The sequence below is a fragment of the Microbacterium sp. A94 genome, assembly GCF_051842855.1.
Lineage (GTDB): Bacteria > Actinomycetota > Actinomycetes > Actinomycetales > Microbacteriaceae > Microbacterium.
On sequence record NZ_JBPXMU010000002.1, the window covers coordinates 353999 to 367885 of the forward strand.

At 66.7% G+C, this 13887-nt stretch carries 12 protein-coding genes; 6 read left to right on the top strand and 6 right to left on the bottom strand.

Annotated elements, in window-relative coordinates; translation table 11 throughout:
- Positions 1-14 precede the first annotated feature (14 nt).
- Genes ACSU1L_RS07560 through ACSU1L_RS07575 form a run of 4 tightly spaced genes read left to right on the top strand, consistent with a single transcriptional unit; the run spans position 15 to position 5699 of the window.
- On the top strand, positions 15-1385 hold the full coding sequence (locus ACSU1L_RS07560) for an MFS transporter (RefSeq protein ID WP_438253823.1): 1371 nt from the start codon (positions 15-17) through the stop codon (positions 1383-1385).
- The gene (locus ACSU1L_RS07565; protein WP_439255285.1) at positions 1382-2776 is read left to right on the top strand and encodes an FAD-dependent oxidoreductase; all 1395 of its coding nucleotides are present in this window, start codon (positions 1382-1384) and stop codon (positions 2774-2776) included. Before ACSU1L_RS07560 ends, ACSU1L_RS07565 begins: the two co-directional genes overlap by 4 nt.
- A complete protein-coding gene (locus ACSU1L_RS07570; protein WP_439255286.1) occupies positions 2773-4131 on the top strand; it encodes an FAD-dependent oxidoreductase in 1359 nt (452 codons plus the stop codon). The genes ACSU1L_RS07565 and ACSU1L_RS07570 overlap by 4 nt, the downstream gene beginning before the upstream one ends.
- A complete protein-coding gene (locus ACSU1L_RS07575; protein WP_439255287.1) occupies positions 4128-5699 on the top strand; it encodes an FAD-dependent oxidoreductase in 1572 nt (523 codons plus the stop codon). Before ACSU1L_RS07570 ends, ACSU1L_RS07575 begins: the two co-directional genes overlap by 4 nt.
- Before the next feature lie 206 nt (positions 5700-5905).
- Here the strand turns inward: ACSU1L_RS07575 and ACSU1L_RS07580 are convergent, their stop codons facing one another.
- The 3 genes from ACSU1L_RS07580 to ACSU1L_RS07590 are packed head-to-tail and all read right to left on the bottom strand — an operon-like array spanning position 5906 to position 8971.
- Complete coding sequence (locus ACSU1L_RS07580) at positions 5906-6562, bottom strand: nucleotidyltransferase domain-containing protein (RefSeq protein WP_439255288.1); 657 nt, start codon at positions 6560-6562, stop codon at positions 5906-5908.
- Between the two features lie 43 nt (positions 6563-6605).
- Positions 6606-7046 carry a MarR family winged helix-turn-helix transcriptional regulator gene (locus tag ACSU1L_RS07585; RefSeq protein WP_439255289.1) on the bottom strand — a complete coding sequence of 147 codons (441 nt, stop codon included), beginning with the start codon at positions 7044-7046 and terminating at the stop codon, positions 6606-6608.
- A 44-nt stretch (positions 7047-7090) separates the two neighbouring features.
- Positions 7091-8971, bottom strand: a complete 1881-nt coding sequence (locus ACSU1L_RS07590; RefSeq protein WP_439255291.1) for an FAD-dependent monooxygenase — start codon at positions 8969-8971, stop codon at positions 7091-7093.
- Between the two features lie 106 nt (positions 8972-9077).
- Here ACSU1L_RS07590 and ACSU1L_RS07595 point away from each other — a divergent pair, with 106 nt between their 5' ends.
- Positions 9078-9827 (top strand): IclR family transcriptional regulator, encoded by a 750-nt coding sequence (locus ACSU1L_RS07595; RefSeq protein WP_439255292.1) that lies wholly within the window; start codon positions 9078-9080, stop codon positions 9825-9827.
- Positions 9828-9917: 90 nt separating this feature from the next.
- A complete protein-coding gene (locus ACSU1L_RS07600) occupies positions 9918-11096 on the top strand; it encodes a 4-hydroxybenzoate 3-monooxygenase (RefSeq protein WP_439255293.1) in 1179 nt (392 codons plus the stop codon).
- Positions 11097-11111: 15 nt separating this feature from the next.
- On the opposite strand, the gene ACSU1L_RS07605 is transcribed toward ACSU1L_RS07600, so the two are convergent.
- From ACSU1L_RS07605 to ACSU1L_RS07615, 3 genes are read right to left on the bottom strand one after another with little or no spacing between them, the layout of a single operon-like run.
- Positions 11112-11660, bottom strand: a complete 549-nt coding sequence (locus ACSU1L_RS07605) for a Dps family protein (RefSeq protein WP_439255294.1) — start codon at positions 11658-11660, stop codon at positions 11112-11114.
- A gap of 34 nt (positions 11661-11694) precedes the next feature.
- Complete coding sequence (locus ACSU1L_RS07610; RefSeq protein WP_439255295.1) at positions 11695-12522, bottom strand: tryptophan-rich sensory protein; 828 nt, start codon at positions 12520-12522, stop codon at positions 11695-11697.
- Positions 12523-12551: 29 nt separating this feature from the next.
- Positions 12552-13838 carry a serine hydrolase domain-containing protein gene (locus ACSU1L_RS07615; RefSeq protein WP_439255296.1) on the bottom strand — a complete coding sequence of 429 codons (1287 nt, stop codon included), beginning with the start codon at positions 13836-13838 and terminating at the stop codon, positions 12552-12554.
- Between the last annotated feature and the right edge of the window lie 49 nt (positions 13839-13887).

A 13887-nucleotide genomic window follows, 5' to 3' on the forward strand; every position in this document is an offset into this window, starting at 1 on the left:
TCAGGAACCTCCCGATGTCAACGAAGACAAAAATCCTCACCGAAACGGCGAGCATGCGCGCTCCGGGAAACCAGAGCAAGCGCTCCTCGCTCGCGGGTTTCATCGGCTCCGCGCTCGAGTACTACGACATGTACATCTACGCATCCGCGTCGGCGCTCGTCTTCGCACGCGTCTTCTTCCCGGATGCCGGCGCCACGGGCCTGCTCTACGCCCTCGGACTGTATGGCGTGGCGTACATCGCGCGCCCGGTCGGCGGTTTCCTCGCAGGCCACCTGGGCGACCGCTTCGGCCGACGGAACATCATGATCCTGACGCTGCTCGTCATGGGTATCGCGACGTTCCTCATCGGCTGCCTGCCCTCGTACGACAGCGTCGGCATCCTCGCCCCCACGCTGCTCATCGTGCTGCGCCTGTGCCAGGGCCTGTCCGTGGGCGGTGAGCTCTCCGGCGCATCCTCGTTGACCCTCGAGCACGCTCCGGCGGACCGCCGAGCGCTCTACACCTCATGGGCGATCAATGGCATCTGGGTGGGTTACATCCTCGCCACGCTCGCATTCATCGGCGTCGCGGCCCTCCCCGAAGACCAGCTGCTCTCGTGGGGCTGGCGCGTACCGTTCTGGCTGAGCGCACTCATCCTTGTCGTCGGCCTCATCATCCGTCGCACGGTGCGCGACACCGAAGCGTTCACCGTCGAGAAGGAGATGGGAACCACTGCCAAGATCCCGCTCGGCGAGGTGCTCCGCCATCAGCCTGCCGACGTGGTCCGCGTCATCTTCGCCGCTTTCCTCGTCGTGATCAGCACCACCGTTCCGGTTTACGGACTGACGTACGCGACCAACATCGCCGGGATCGAAGCTGGCACCATGCTGTGGGTCGTGATCGTCGGCTATGTCGTCGCGCTCGTCACGCAGCCCCTGTTCGCCAGCCTCAGCGACAAGATCGGTCGCAAGCCCGTACTGATCGGCGGCAACCTCTTCGGCGCCGCGGCTGTCTGGCTGTTCTTCTGGGCAGTCGGCGAGGCGAACATCCCGATGATCTTCGTCGGCGTGCTGCTGTGCGTCTCAATCGGCTTCGCGGCGACGAACTCGGTGTACCCGGCGTACTTCAGCGAGCTGTTCAACGTGCGCTACCGCGTGACCGGTATGGCCGTCGGTCTGCAACTGGGACTCGTGCTGACCGGATTCTCGCCCGTCATCATCCAGGCCATCTCCACCGCGAACAGCGACGCCTGGTGGCCGGCCGCCGTGTTCACGAGCATCGCGTGTGTGATCTCGGCGATCGCGATCGCTTCCGGCCGCGAGACCTACAAGACGCCGCTCGACGAGCTGGGCGTTGCGCAGAACACGGCACGCGCCCCCCAGCGAACGGCACGGACGAACCGATGACCACGCGCACCGCAGATCTTCTCGTCCTCGGCAGCGGCATCGCCGGGCAGACCGCTGCCACTGCCGCGGCAGAAGCCGGCCTTGACGTCATCCTCGCTGAAAAGACCGCTGACCTCGGCGGGTCGACCGTGATGAGCGGCGGCTGGTTCGCCTTCAGCGACACCGAAGAGCAACGCGAAGAGGGCGAAGAGGACTCCACCGAGCTGTTCCTCAAGGACATGCAGGAGGTCGGTGAGTTCCGCAACGACCCCGCCCTCCTGCACGCGTATCTGGATCGTCAGGATGCGGCGTATCACTGGCTCAAGGAGCACGGCGTGCAGTTCCGCGAGATCGAGATCAGCTCAGGCCAGTCGGCGAAGCGGAGCCACAACACGGCGATCACCGAGGTGATGGCAGGACTGCACGAGCAATTCGACACGGCCGGGGGCACGACGCTGCGCGAACATCGCGCGGTTCGTCTGATCACAGACGCATCCGGCCGCGTCACGGGCGCGACCCTTGCGTCATCCGATGGCGAGATCGACGTGATCGCCCGCCAGGGCGTGGTCATCGCGACCGGCGGGTTCACCCGCGGCAACGAACTGATGGAAATCTTCGCACCCGAGCAACTTGCAGCGATCCCCTTCGGTGGCAAAGGCAACACCGGAGATGGCCTGCGGATGGCGTGGAAGCTCGGCGCAGACATGGCCGATATGTCCTTCGTGAGCGGAACGTACGGCTCGCACCCCGAGACGGGCCATGTGCATGAACTGCTCACCGCCTATTACATGGGCGCGATCATCGTGAACCGGGCGGGCGAGCGCTTCACCGACGAGTCGCAGTCGTACAAGACTCTGGGCCGCGCGGTCCTCGACGAGGAAGACGGTCTCGGAGTGCAGATCTTCGACGCCGACGTCCGCGCGAAGTCGCACCCCGGCATCCCGCTGAAAGATATGGAGGCGATCGAGTCGCTCGGTCACCTGCACCACGCCGACACTCTCGAAGAGCTCGCGGAGATCGTCGGCATCGATGGCAATCAGCTGGTTCAGACGGTCGCGCGCTACAACCGCGCGGTGGCCGATGGCACAGCAGATGAACTCGGCCGGGAGAGCCTCTGCAACGGAATCGGCGAGTTGGGCACGATCACGAAGGCGCCGTTCTACGCCTACCCGGCGAAGTCACTCATGACGACGACGTACTGCGGGGTGAAGGTCACACCGGATGCCGAGGTCGTCGATGTCGAGGGTGAGGTCATCCCGGGGCTCTACGCGATCGGTGAAGTCGTCGGCGGCTTCCACGGTGCGGCGTACATGACCGGCACTTCGCTCGGGAAGGGCGCGATCTTCGGACTGCACGTTGCCTGTCAGGCTGCGGAGCGGTCCGGGACATCCGACGCGGGAGCTGCGGCGTGAACTCCTTCGACGTCATCGTGGTCGGCTCGGGCATCGGCGGTTCGTCCGCCGCGGCAGCGGCCGCACGCGCAGGCGCGCGAGTCGCAGTGCTGGAGAAGTCAGCGACGTTCGGTGGATCGGCGGCACTGTCGGCGGGGATGCTGTGGACAGCGCCGGACCTGGATTCGTATCAGCGCCGTATCCCCCAGGGCGATGCGATTCTCGGCGAGCGCGTGGTGACGGACTTCCCGGATGCGATCGCGGAGGTTCGTGCAACAGGTGCACGAGTGGCCGACGAGCCGACGAGCGACATCATGACCTTCGGGATCGGGTACTCCACCGACATCCACGCGATTCTCGCAGCGTGCCGGGATGCCGTCACCACTGCCGGCGGCGTGATCGTGGCCGACGCTCCGGTGCGGGAACTCCTCATCGACGGCGGCCGCGTGACGGGTGTCGTCGCGTCAACCGCCGACGGCCCGGTCGAGTACCGGGCGGCGAGTGTCATACTCGCGACCGGCGGGTTCGGTCGTGACCCGGAGATGCTGACCCGCTACATCGGCCCGCAGGCCGACAACTTGCTGATGCGCTCGCACGTCGGGAATGTGGGAGACGGCCTGCGCATGGCCCGCGCGGCGGGCGCCGGCGGCAGTCGATCCATGGCGTCGTACTACGGCCACCTCGTTCCCTGGCCGCTGGAGACCTTCGAACCAGAGCACTACCTGCCGTACTCGCAGTACTACTCAGGGTCCACCCTGTTCGTGAATCTCCGCGGCGAGCGCTTCGTCGACGAGACGCTCGGTGACGAGATCATCAATCAGGTCGTGCTCGGCCAGCCGGAAAGTCGCGGAGTACTGATCTTCGACGAGCACGTGCACCTCACCGAAGCGCGGCAGGAACCGTTCCCCGGCCTCGGCGCCACCGACAGGTTCGAGACGGCGAAAGCGGCCGGTGGACTGTGGGCGAGCGCCGACACGCTCGATGGTCTTATCGCGCAGATCGTCTCCTGGGGTGTGGATGCCACGACCCTCGCTTCCACTCTTGATGCGTATCGCTCCGCGGCCGATACCGGTGCTGGCTGGGCATCGGGCATCCCCGTCTCAGCGAGCGCCCGAGCTCCGCAGACCGGACCATTCCATGCGCTCATGGTGCAGCCGTCGATCACTTTCACCTTCGGGGGCGTGTCGATCTCGACGCGCGGGGAGGCGCTCGATCCGGACGGTGCACCGATCCCCGGGCTCTATGCGGCAGGGGCAGATATCGGCGGACTGTCGAACGTCGGATACGCGGGCGGATTGGCCCCCGCTTACATCACTGGACGGTGGGCTGGCAGCAGTGCCGCTGACGCTGCCCTCTTGGAAAGGACGCACGCATGAGTGTGACGACAGACGTATTGGTCATCGGCGGCGGCGGATCTGGTCTCACGGCCGCGATCTCCGCCGCGACCAGCGGTGCGAAGAGCATCGTCCTCGAGAAATGCGCCCGACCCGGTGGCAGCACCGGAATGTCGGTGGGCAGCTTCACCGCGGCGAACACCGCGTACCAATACCGCGCCGGCGTTAACGATTCGATCGATCTGTTCATCGAAGATATGAAGGTCGCCAACGGCAAGGACGAGGCGCGTGAGAACGTCGCACTGAGGCGCGTGCTGGCCGAGAATGCCGGGGCAACACTCGAATGGCTCTCCAGTATCGGCGTGCAGTTCCTCGGCCCGACTCCCGAGCCTCCATACGAGAAGCCCCGCATGCACAACGTGCTGCCTAACGCGGGCGCGTATGTGACGGCCCTGCTGCGCGAGGCGCGCAAGCGTGGCGTGCAGGTCGTCACGAACGTCCGCGTAGACCGGCTGCTGCGCAACGCCGATGGCGAGGTCATCGGCGCGAGCGCGAACGGCGTGGAGTACTTCGGCCGTCGTGCTGTCGTGCTCGCGACCGGCGACTACTCTGCCGCGACCGATCTCAAGGCAGCGTATGTCGGTGAGGACGCCGCGCGCGTGCCCGCCGTGAACAAGAGCAACACGGGAGACGGGTTCCGTCTGGGCAGCGACGTCGGCGGCGTGATGCTGCAGATGGACCGCCTCTATGAGGGGCTGCGCTTCCCGCCAGGGCGCTTCCCTGATCCGATCAAGCTGCTGCCGTCGCATCCGTCAGTCTCGCGCCTGGTGCGCCTGGTCGCCGAGCGACTACCCAAGCGCCTCCTCGCAGTGCTCCTGCGCGGAGCGCTCACGAGCTGGGTCGGGCCGAACAACACCATGTACGCCGCCGGCGCCATCCTCGTCAACGAGCAAGGACAGCGCGTCGCGAATGAAGACTCCGACAAGCTGCTTGCTCGCGGAGTCGCGGCAGATAGCAACCGGGGATTCATGGTGTTCGACGAAGCGCTCGCAAAGCGGTTCTCAGCGTGGCCGAACCCGGTTTCGACGTTCCCCGGTGTCGCCTACGCCTACGTCGGAGACTACGCACGCTACCGTCCTGACATGTTCCACAAGGCCGACACGATCGAGGAGCTCGCATCGAAGGCCGGGATCAACCCGGCCCGGCTCCGCACGACGATCCAGAAGGTTCGCGAGTATGGGGCGGCAGGAGAGGACCCGGAGTTCGGACGCACCTCGTTCGGCGCGGGTATCAGCGAGGGCCCGTACTACGCGCTCGGTCCGATGCAGTCTTACATCACTCTTGCCGACGGCGGGCTCGCCGTCGACACGACGCTGAAGGTCACGACGCCGGAGGGCGCTCCGATTCCCGGGCTGTACGCCGCCGGGTCCACGGGGCAGGGTGGACTGCAGCTGCTGAACCACGGTCTGCATATCGGCTGGGCGATGGTCTCTGGTCGGATCGCCGGACGCCACGCCGCTCAGGCTTCCCCGCGCACCGATCTCACCTCCGTCGGGGCGAAGGGATCCGTTCTCGAGACGCCGGTTTCGGAGCTGAGCGTCATCCAGTGATCCCCGGTTTCCGGGGCGGTTCTTCTTGTGACGATCGACGCGCGCCGGCCTAGACGCGAGCGACGTGTCAACTTATCGTGAATTCAACTGACGAGTCGCTTCAATTCACGTAAAGTCGCCCAGCCGTCCGCGAGAAATGGCTTTCAGCATGAGACATGGGCCAGCAGCACCTTTCTCATGCAGAAAGGCGTTTCTCGCGGGGCGGGCTACGGCTTCTTCTTGTTCCAACTTGCCTTCGCTGGCGCGAAGGGGCTGCGCACGTGGATCGCCCACGTCGAGTGCGGGTGGATGCGCAGCAGCGCCGTCTCGTAGAACGTGACCGCCTCCGGCGAGAGACTGGGCAGCACCGCATCCTTGTCGATCGTGTCTTCCGGGCGCGGGCGCAGCGCCTTCCAGACCAGCTGCACCTCAGGCGCACCGGTGGGGATGCCGGCGATGTCGAGCACCGCACGATCCCATGGAAGGGTTAGTCGCGGGTCACGCTTGTACGTCCAGGCGCGCGGAGCGCCGTCCTCGGCGTTGATCTGCAGCACCCAAGCATCCTGCTCGTCATCACGCACGAGCACCGGCTGAAGGTCAGCATCCGTCGGGGCATCCGCGAACGGAATGTACTCGTCCTCGCCCTCGGCCGGCGCCCAGGCACTGAATCCGGCAGGCAGGCTTGCGATGAGCGCCGCGAGGTCGGATGCGACGACACTCACGTCGATGTTGGAACGCTCGCGGACCGGCTGGCCGAGCCAGCGATCCAGCGCGACTCCACCAGACAGCCACCAGCGCACCTCGCTACCCGCGAGCAGGGCGGCGGCGCGCTCCGGCGTCAGCGGCGCCCACGGAGTTGCGGCGGCGAATACGGAGGAGGGCATGTGTCGAGGCTACCGCTCGAACCTCAGCAACCATGCCGAGCAGTCACGAGCGCGGCGCGGTCTCCAACATCTGCCAGAGCCCGCGGAAGAGCCCGTCGACCTCACTGGATCCCAGGTTCGCGGTGAGCTCGCGCTGCACCTCGATCACCAGGGGCACGAGGCGCGCACGCTCCGCTTCCCCGAGCTCGGTGAGCGTGACGACGTTCCGGCGCGCATCCCCCTCGGCGCGGCGGCGCGCGATGAGCCCGGCCTTCTCCATGCGCCGCACAAGGTCGGCGATCGTCGATCGGTCGAGGTCGACCTCGTCGCACAGCTCACGCTGGCTCGCCTCGCCGAGACGGTCCAGCACCGCGAGGATGCTGTACTGCGCGCTCGTGATCTCGCTCGAAGCCACGCGCGCCCAGGTCGCCAGGTGCAGCTGCTGCGCGCGACGGATGAGGTTTCCGACGTGGCGCTGCGGCTCGGGGAGGTCGGCCATGGTCATCACGGCATCCATCCTCTCAGCCAATCTCGATCAGCGACGCAGGTTCACGCTGGCAGCAGGAACCCCGCGAAGAACTCGGTCAGCTCCTCGCGCGCCGACAGCGGAAGCACGTGGGCTACGTACTGATCCGGACGAACCACGACGATCGCACCCTCCGCCGCAATCCCGCGAGCGGCGAAGATGTCGTCCTTGGCGTCGGTGGCCCACGCCTTCTCCCAGTCCTGCAACCCCAGCGGACCCGACGTCGGAAGCAGCAGCTCGGGCAGAGCCGTGACGTCGATGTCATGGTGTGAGCCGCGGAAGACGGCGTGCACGTCGATGACGCTGTCGATATCGGCATCCGCTGCGGTGAACGCGCGCACCGGCGAGTCCGCTCCGTCACTCAGCCACGTGGCGAACTCCCGCAGTGCCGCCCCAGAGGCGTCGCCGAAGGCGTAGATGCGCCAGCGACCATCGGCACGGTGCGAGTGACCGAGCTCCATCCGGCGCGCATCTGCGACCCGCCGCGCGGGCGCCGAGTGGAAGCGTGCGCCGACTTCGAATCCGGTCGCAAGCTGCTGATGGTCGGATGCCCCGGTAAGTGTCGACGGCGTGTACTTCGTCGCGAGTCCTGCCGTGTATCGGCCCTGGCGAGCGAACTCCGCCTGCATGTCGGCGGGCGAGACACCGCCGCGCTCCGGATGCTCGGGATCCAGCGCCGGCTGCGCGATGAAGGTCGACCAGTACTTGTCGAACGCGATGAGATCGGCGGCGATCGTCTGGCGCTCCTCGGAGTATGTGCGCAGCAGCGTGGCATCCGATCGCCCCTGCAGGACGGCGGCGAGCTTCCACCCGAGGTTGAAGGCGTCCTGCATCGAGACGTTCATCCCCTGGCCAGCCTTCGCGCTGTGCGTGTGGCAGGCGTCGCCGGCGACGAAGAGGTGCGGAACGGCATCCGCCGGAGCATCCGCTGTCAGATCGTCGAAGCGATCGGCGAGACGCTGGCCGACCTCGTAAACGCTCGACCATGCGACCTGCCGCACGTCGATCGTGTACGGATGCAGGATGGCATTCGCGACCTCGCGCAGCTCCTCGGCTGTCTTGTTGCGGATGTCGCTGTCACCAGCCGCGACCTCACCGAGATCGACGTAGCACCGCACCATGTTGCCGCCCTCGCGCGGGATCATGAGCAGGCTTCCTTTGCCGGCCGACTGCACGACGTTCTTGGTGCGCCAGTCCGGGAAATCGGTGGTTGCCAGAACATCCATGACGCCCCAGGCGTGGTTGGCAGCGTCGCCCTGGAGCTCAATTCCAAGTGAGCGGCGCACGTTGCTGCGAGCGCCGTCGCATCCGATCACGTACTTCGCCTGCACGACGAACTCGTCGCCATCGGCCCGGCGCAGCCGGGCGGTCACCGGATACTCGGAGTCGTTCATCTCAAAACCCGTGAACTCGATACCGTAGTCAGCTTCGAGCTTGCTCGCCGAGTTCGCGGCGTGCTCAAGCAGGTACTCCTGCATCCGCGCCTGGTTGACGATCACGTGCGGGAATTCGCTGAGCCCCTCGGGGGTGTCCTCCACCCAGCCCGTGCGGACGATCTTCGAGCGATCCTGCTCGGACGGCCCCCAGAAGCGCACCTCGTTCACCCAGTACGCCTCGCGCACCAGCGCATCTGCCAGTCCGAAAGCCTGGAACATCTCGACCGTGCGGCACGCCACACCATCGGCATGCCCGACCTGCAGCGGTTGTTCGCGGCGCTCGACGATGCGCGTGGTGATGTCGGGGAACTCAGCCAGCTGGGCCGCAAGCACCGTGCCGGCGGGCCCGGTGCCCACGATGAGCACGTCGACCCGCTCGGGGAACCCGTCGCCGCGACGTGCCACCTGGGCAGCTGCGGGCTGGATGTCGGGGTCTCCGGGGCGGTAACCGTCGCGGTAGAACTGCATCAGATCTCCTTTGATCACTCCGGGTCGGCCGGAGAAAGTTTCCGAGGATTCGGGATAGTTGGGGTGCCAACGATTGTACACGCGCCGTGCGTGCGAAGCTAGCCCCATGGCGAACTCCCGCTCCGGCGACTCGATGACCGAGCGCATCGTGCGCGTCCTCGACACATTCACCACCGAGCGGACCATCCAGACCGCCACCGAGATCGCCGAACGCGCAGGCCTCCCCGCATCCACCGCGCACCGGATCGTCGGAGACCTGGTCGCAGCGGGGCTGCTCGAGCGCGACGAAGAGATGCGCATCCGCCTCGGAATGCGCCTGTGGGAACTCGCCCTGCGCGGCTCGACCGCACTTCGTCTGCGCCAGGCTGCACTCCCGCACATGGAACGGGTGCAGGCCCTGATCCGCGAGCACACCCAACTGGCCGTGCTCGAGCACGAGGAAGCGCTGTTCCTCGAGCGCCTCTCCCACCCGGATGCCGGCGCCAACATCACCCGCGTCGCCGGGCGCCTGCCCCTGCATGCCTCCTCATCCGGCCTCGTCCTGCTCGCGCACGCCGACCCCGAGGTGCGTATGCACGTGCTGAGCGGCCCCCTTCGCGCCGTCTCACCCGAGACGGTGACGGATGCTGAGACGCTCAGCGCGCAGCTCACCTCGATCCGGCGGCGGGGTTACGTCGTTGCCCCCGGCTCCGTCGAGGCCGTCTCGACCGGCGTCGCCGTGCCGGTACGCGATCACGGCGAGGTCATCGCCGCCCTGTCAGTTATCCTCCCCCGCGACACCGCACCGACGCCGGCGATCAACGCGCTGATCGGCGCCGCCCGGGCAATCGAACAGGACCTGCGCCAGCCGCGCTGACTTTCGTTCAATGGGATTGTGCCGAGGTGACTCGATGCTTCGCGGCACACTGGTGCGTAGCATCCATTAGGCACCGTCGAAGGAGACACCGTGAGCACCAGCATCCGCACCCGAGTCGCGATCGTCGGGGCTGGCCCCGCGGGCCTGATCCTCTCGCACCTCTTGGCCGAAGCCGGCATCGAATCCGTCATCATCGACCAGCGCTCCCGCGCAGAGATCGAGCAGACCATCCGCGCCGGCATCCTCGAGCAGGGCACCGTCGACCTGCTCACGCGGATCGACCCGAACACCCGCGTGCACACCGTCGGTCATCGCCATGACGGCATCGAGTTGCGCTTCCAGGGCGAGGGCCACCGCATCGACTTCCCCGGACTCGTCGGGCGCAGCGTCTGGCTCTACCCGCAGCATGAGGTGCTGAAGGACATGTTGGCGTTGCGTCTGGAAGCAGGCCAGGACCTGCGCTTCGGCGTCACGGCATCCCGCGTCGAAGACGTCGATACCGACCACCCCCGCGTCATCGCAACGGATGCTGACGGCGCAGAACTCGTCATCGAGGCGGACTTCGTGGTCGGGGCCGACGGGTCGCGCTCCGCGGTCCGCCCTGCCATCGCCGGCACCTCCCGGGACGGCTACTTCCGCGAGTACCCGTTCGCGTGGTTCGGCATCCTCTGCGAAGCACCGGCCAGCGCGGATGAGCTCATCTACAGCAACTCCGAGAACGGCTTCGCCCTCATCAGCCAGCGCAGCCACGAGGTGCAGCGGATGTACTTCCAATGCGACCCCGACGCCGATCCAAACTCCCTGAGTGAAGCGCAGATCTGGGAGACGCTGCAGTCGCGAGTACCGGGCACGACACTGAAGGAGGGCACAATCTTCCAGCGCGACGTCCTGCGCTTCCGCAGCTTCGTTGCCCGAGAACTGCGCCGCGGCCGCGCAGCCCTCGTCGGCGACGCCGCACACACGGTGCCACCGACGGGCGCCAAGGGCATGAACCTCGCGATCGCCGACGTCGTCATCCTCGCCGACGCGCTGAACGCGCTTCTGACCGAGAATGACACCCGGCTGATCGACGGCTACGCCGAGGCAGCCCTTCGCCGCATCTGGAAGGCGCAGAACTTCTCGTGGTGGATGACGAGCATGCTGCACAGCCTGCCCGAGCACAACGAGTTCGACCAGCGTCGCCAGATCGGTGAGCTGCGCTCGCTCGTCGATTCCGAAGCCGGTCGCACCTACCTCGCCGAGGCATACACCGGTTGGCCGCTGGGCTGAGTTCCCCGATGGTGGTCAGCTGCCAGCCGCAGGCTTACGGTTCTCGGCGCTGACCATCCACGCGAACTGCTCGAGCTTCTCGATGATGGCGTGCAGGATGTCGGCACTCGTGGGGTCTTCGGAGTCGACACCGTCGTGCACCTCACGCATGGTGCCTACGGTGGCCTCAAGACGCACCGTGATGAGGTCGACGGTCTCTGCCGTGTCGACCTCGCCCTGCGGATACTCCGGAAGCGTGGTGGTGGATGCAACGACATCGCTGCGTCCATCCGGAACCGCATGCATCGCTCGCATGCGCTCAGCTACGGTGTCGCTGAACATGCGCGCAGCCTCGATGATCTCGTCCAGTTGGCGATGCGTGTCACGGAAATTGCGCCCGACAACATTCCAATGCGCTTGTTTGCCCTGCGACGACAGTTCGATCAGATCGACGAGCACGGCCTGCAAGTGCGCGCTGAGCTCCTTGGACGCGACGAATCCCTTCTCGGCATTCTGACGCTTCGTACGCTTGGACCCCGAGCCTCCTCGGGCGTTGGTCTTTGCGGGTGTCTTGTTCGTAGCCATGTTGACCTCCTGAGGCGACCGTATTGCGCTCAGCTCATCCGACAGACGGGCTTGACAAACGCTCTCGCCCCGGCGACGCTGTCACGCGTGCGCGCAATCGCGACACCGCAACAGCGAGTGCGACGACCGCCAGCGAGACCGCCACTGTCGCCACCACCGGCGCCTCCGGCTCCCCCGACCAGCGTCCGACAGCGATCCACGCCAGCCCCCACCCGGTCGCGATGGCCGGCGCCAACCGGCCGCCACGCCACGCCGTGAACACGGCGATGAGTCCCACAACGATCAGCGTGATCACCCCGGGCACGCTCGACTCTCCAGCCCACGCGCCCAGTCCGATGTCTGCCAACCATGCCGCCAGATTCGCCGCGGACGCCACCGTCACCCAGCCGAGGTACAGTCCGATCATCCCGTCCACGAGCACCAGTTCGGCCAGGGTGCCCCGTCGAGACCGACGGCATACGCGCACGAACGTCACCAGCAGCACGCCGAGCAGAATCACGATGAGCACGAACGATTCGGCGATACGCCAGGCCTGCACGCACGCGATCCACGCGGCGTTCAGCACGGCGGATGCCGCAACACCGTACCCGACCGTGCGATGCAGCGGCTTCGCCGCCTGCCCCGGCAACAACTGCCACAGCGCGTATCCGAGGAGTCCCAGATAGATCACAGACCAGATTACGAACGCGAGGCCGGCAGGTGCGAGCACCGTGGCATCCGCAGCGAACGCACCGCCCGCAGCATCCGCAATGCTGACGCCTCCGAACACCCCGGACCCGAATAGCGCGGCGACCACAGCACCGACAACCGCCAGGGCGACGACAATGCGGCGAGCGCGATCAGACTGCTGCGTCTGGTTCATGCCCCCAGCGTAAAGGGATCCGCCCGCTCCTACTCCGCGGCCGGCGGCGTGGCGCAGGTCGTGAGGTTCGCGATGGTGTCGTGGTACTGCTCGGCCGTGAACGGAAGACCGAACTCCGGCGCGGTCTGTCCGCTGGCGGCCGGAGCCTTCGACGCGATCGCCGCAAGCTCCCATGCAAGGTAGGCAGCAGGCGCGGATCCGGCGCTGGAGTTGTTGAGCACCACGGCCACGGTGAAGCCCGTCGTCGGGTCGGAGTATGCCGAGCTCGCGTATCCCGGTGTCCACCCGTGCTGGCCGATCATCGACCCAACCAGGTACGCACCACCGGTGACCTGATACCAGGACGGAGCCCCGGGAGCTGTGGGAAGCGGATTCGCGAACCGGTCGGGTTCGGCATCCTCCGGGCGCAACGCCTGGCGCGCTGCGGCCTGAACGTAGCTTCCGAGGTCGTCGATCGTGGAGACGACGCCCGAGTCGGTGTATCCCATGCTCGACGACGCTGTGGTGATGTCGACCGGGGCCGCACAGTTGTAGCCGCCCTCGATCGGCGGCAGGTAGTTTCCGCTCAGCGAGTTACTCCCGGGCTTGGCCGCGGTCGCTGCGGGCAACGCTGTGCCTGCCAGGCCCAGCGGCGAGGTGACGTATTCAGAGATCAGCCGCGCAGCGCTCTTACCGGATGCCCGCTCGAGGGCGAGGCCGAGCAGCAGGTATCCGGCATCCGAATCGCGGTACGTCGTGTGCGGTGTGGCCGGGTCTTGCCCGAGACCGAAGGATGCCAGCTCCAACGGCGCCCACACCCGCTCCGGGGTGTTCAGCCACATGCCGGAAACGGCGGCCTCAGATGACCCCACCCCGCTGGTGCTGTTGCACAGGTCAAGCAGGGTGACATCTTCGAGGTGCGCAACACCGGAGACATAGTCCGGCACGATCCCGTCGAGCTCGACAACACCGTCATCGGCGAGGCCGTACAGGACGTCGCAGGTCATCATCCGGGTGGTATCCGCGATGCGGAACGTCATATCCGTGGTGACTTCGGTCTGGTCTTCGACCGACTGCGTCCCCAGGGCCGTCACCCAGGTGCCACTCCATGGCACCCACACGCCGACGATCGCACCGGTTGACCCGGTTGCGGAGATCGCATTCTCGACCGCCGCCTGCATCTGGGCGACGGTGCCCTCCGGCAATGCCTGGTCAACCTGCTCGGGGGGCGTGTAGGAGAAGTTGTCCGCGGGCGCCGAACAGCCAGTCAGGACAAGAGCGAGCGCTGCGGCAACCGCGGTGGCGGCACGCCAGCGGCGCGACGGAAGAAGGTGCATGAAGATGGCTCCCGGGATGGTTTCTGCCCCGAGTCTAAAGCGCTCACCT

What these genes read in the sequence shown, in the direction of transcription:
- ACSU1L_RS07560 (WP_438253823.1), top strand. Translation starts at nt 15, where the DNA reads ATGTCAACGAAGACAAAAATCCTCACCGAAACGGCGAGCATGCGCGCT.
- ACSU1L_RS07565 (WP_439255285.1), top strand. Translation starts at nt 1,382, where the DNA reads ATGACCACGCGCACCGCAGATCTTCTCGTCCTCGGCAGCGGCATCGCC.
- ACSU1L_RS07575 (WP_439255287.1), top strand. Translation starts at nt 4,128, where the DNA reads ATGAGTGTGACGACAGACGTATTGGTCATCGGCGGCGGCGGATCTGGT.
- ACSU1L_RS07580 (WP_439255288.1), bottom strand. Translation starts at nt 6,562, where the DNA reads ATGCCCTCCTCCGTATTCGCCGCCGCAACTCCGTGGGCGCCGCTGACG.
- ACSU1L_RS07585 (WP_439255289.1), bottom strand. Translation starts at nt 7,046, where the DNA reads ATGACCATGGCCGACCTCCCCGAGCCGCAGCGCCACGTCGGAAACCTC.
- ACSU1L_RS07590 (WP_439255291.1), bottom strand. Translation starts at nt 8,971, where the DNA reads ATGCAGTTCTACCGCGACGGTTACCGCCCCGGAGACCCCGACATCCAG.
- ACSU1L_RS07595 (WP_439255292.1), top strand. Translation starts at nt 9,078, where the DNA reads ATGGCGAACTCCCGCTCCGGCGACTCGATGACCGAGCGCATCGTGCGC.
- ACSU1L_RS07605 (WP_439255294.1), bottom strand. Translation starts at nt 11,660, where the DNA reads ATGGCTACGAACAAGACACCCGCAAAGACCAACGCCCGAGGAGGCTCG.
- ACSU1L_RS07610 (WP_439255295.1), bottom strand. Translation starts at nt 12,522, where the DNA reads ATGAACCAGACGCAGCAGTCTGATCGCGCTCGCCGCATTGTCGTCGCC.
- ACSU1L_RS07615 (WP_439255296.1), bottom strand. Translation starts at nt 13,838, where the DNA reads ATGCACCTTCTTCCGTCGCGCCGCTGGCGTGCCGCCACCGCGGTTGCC.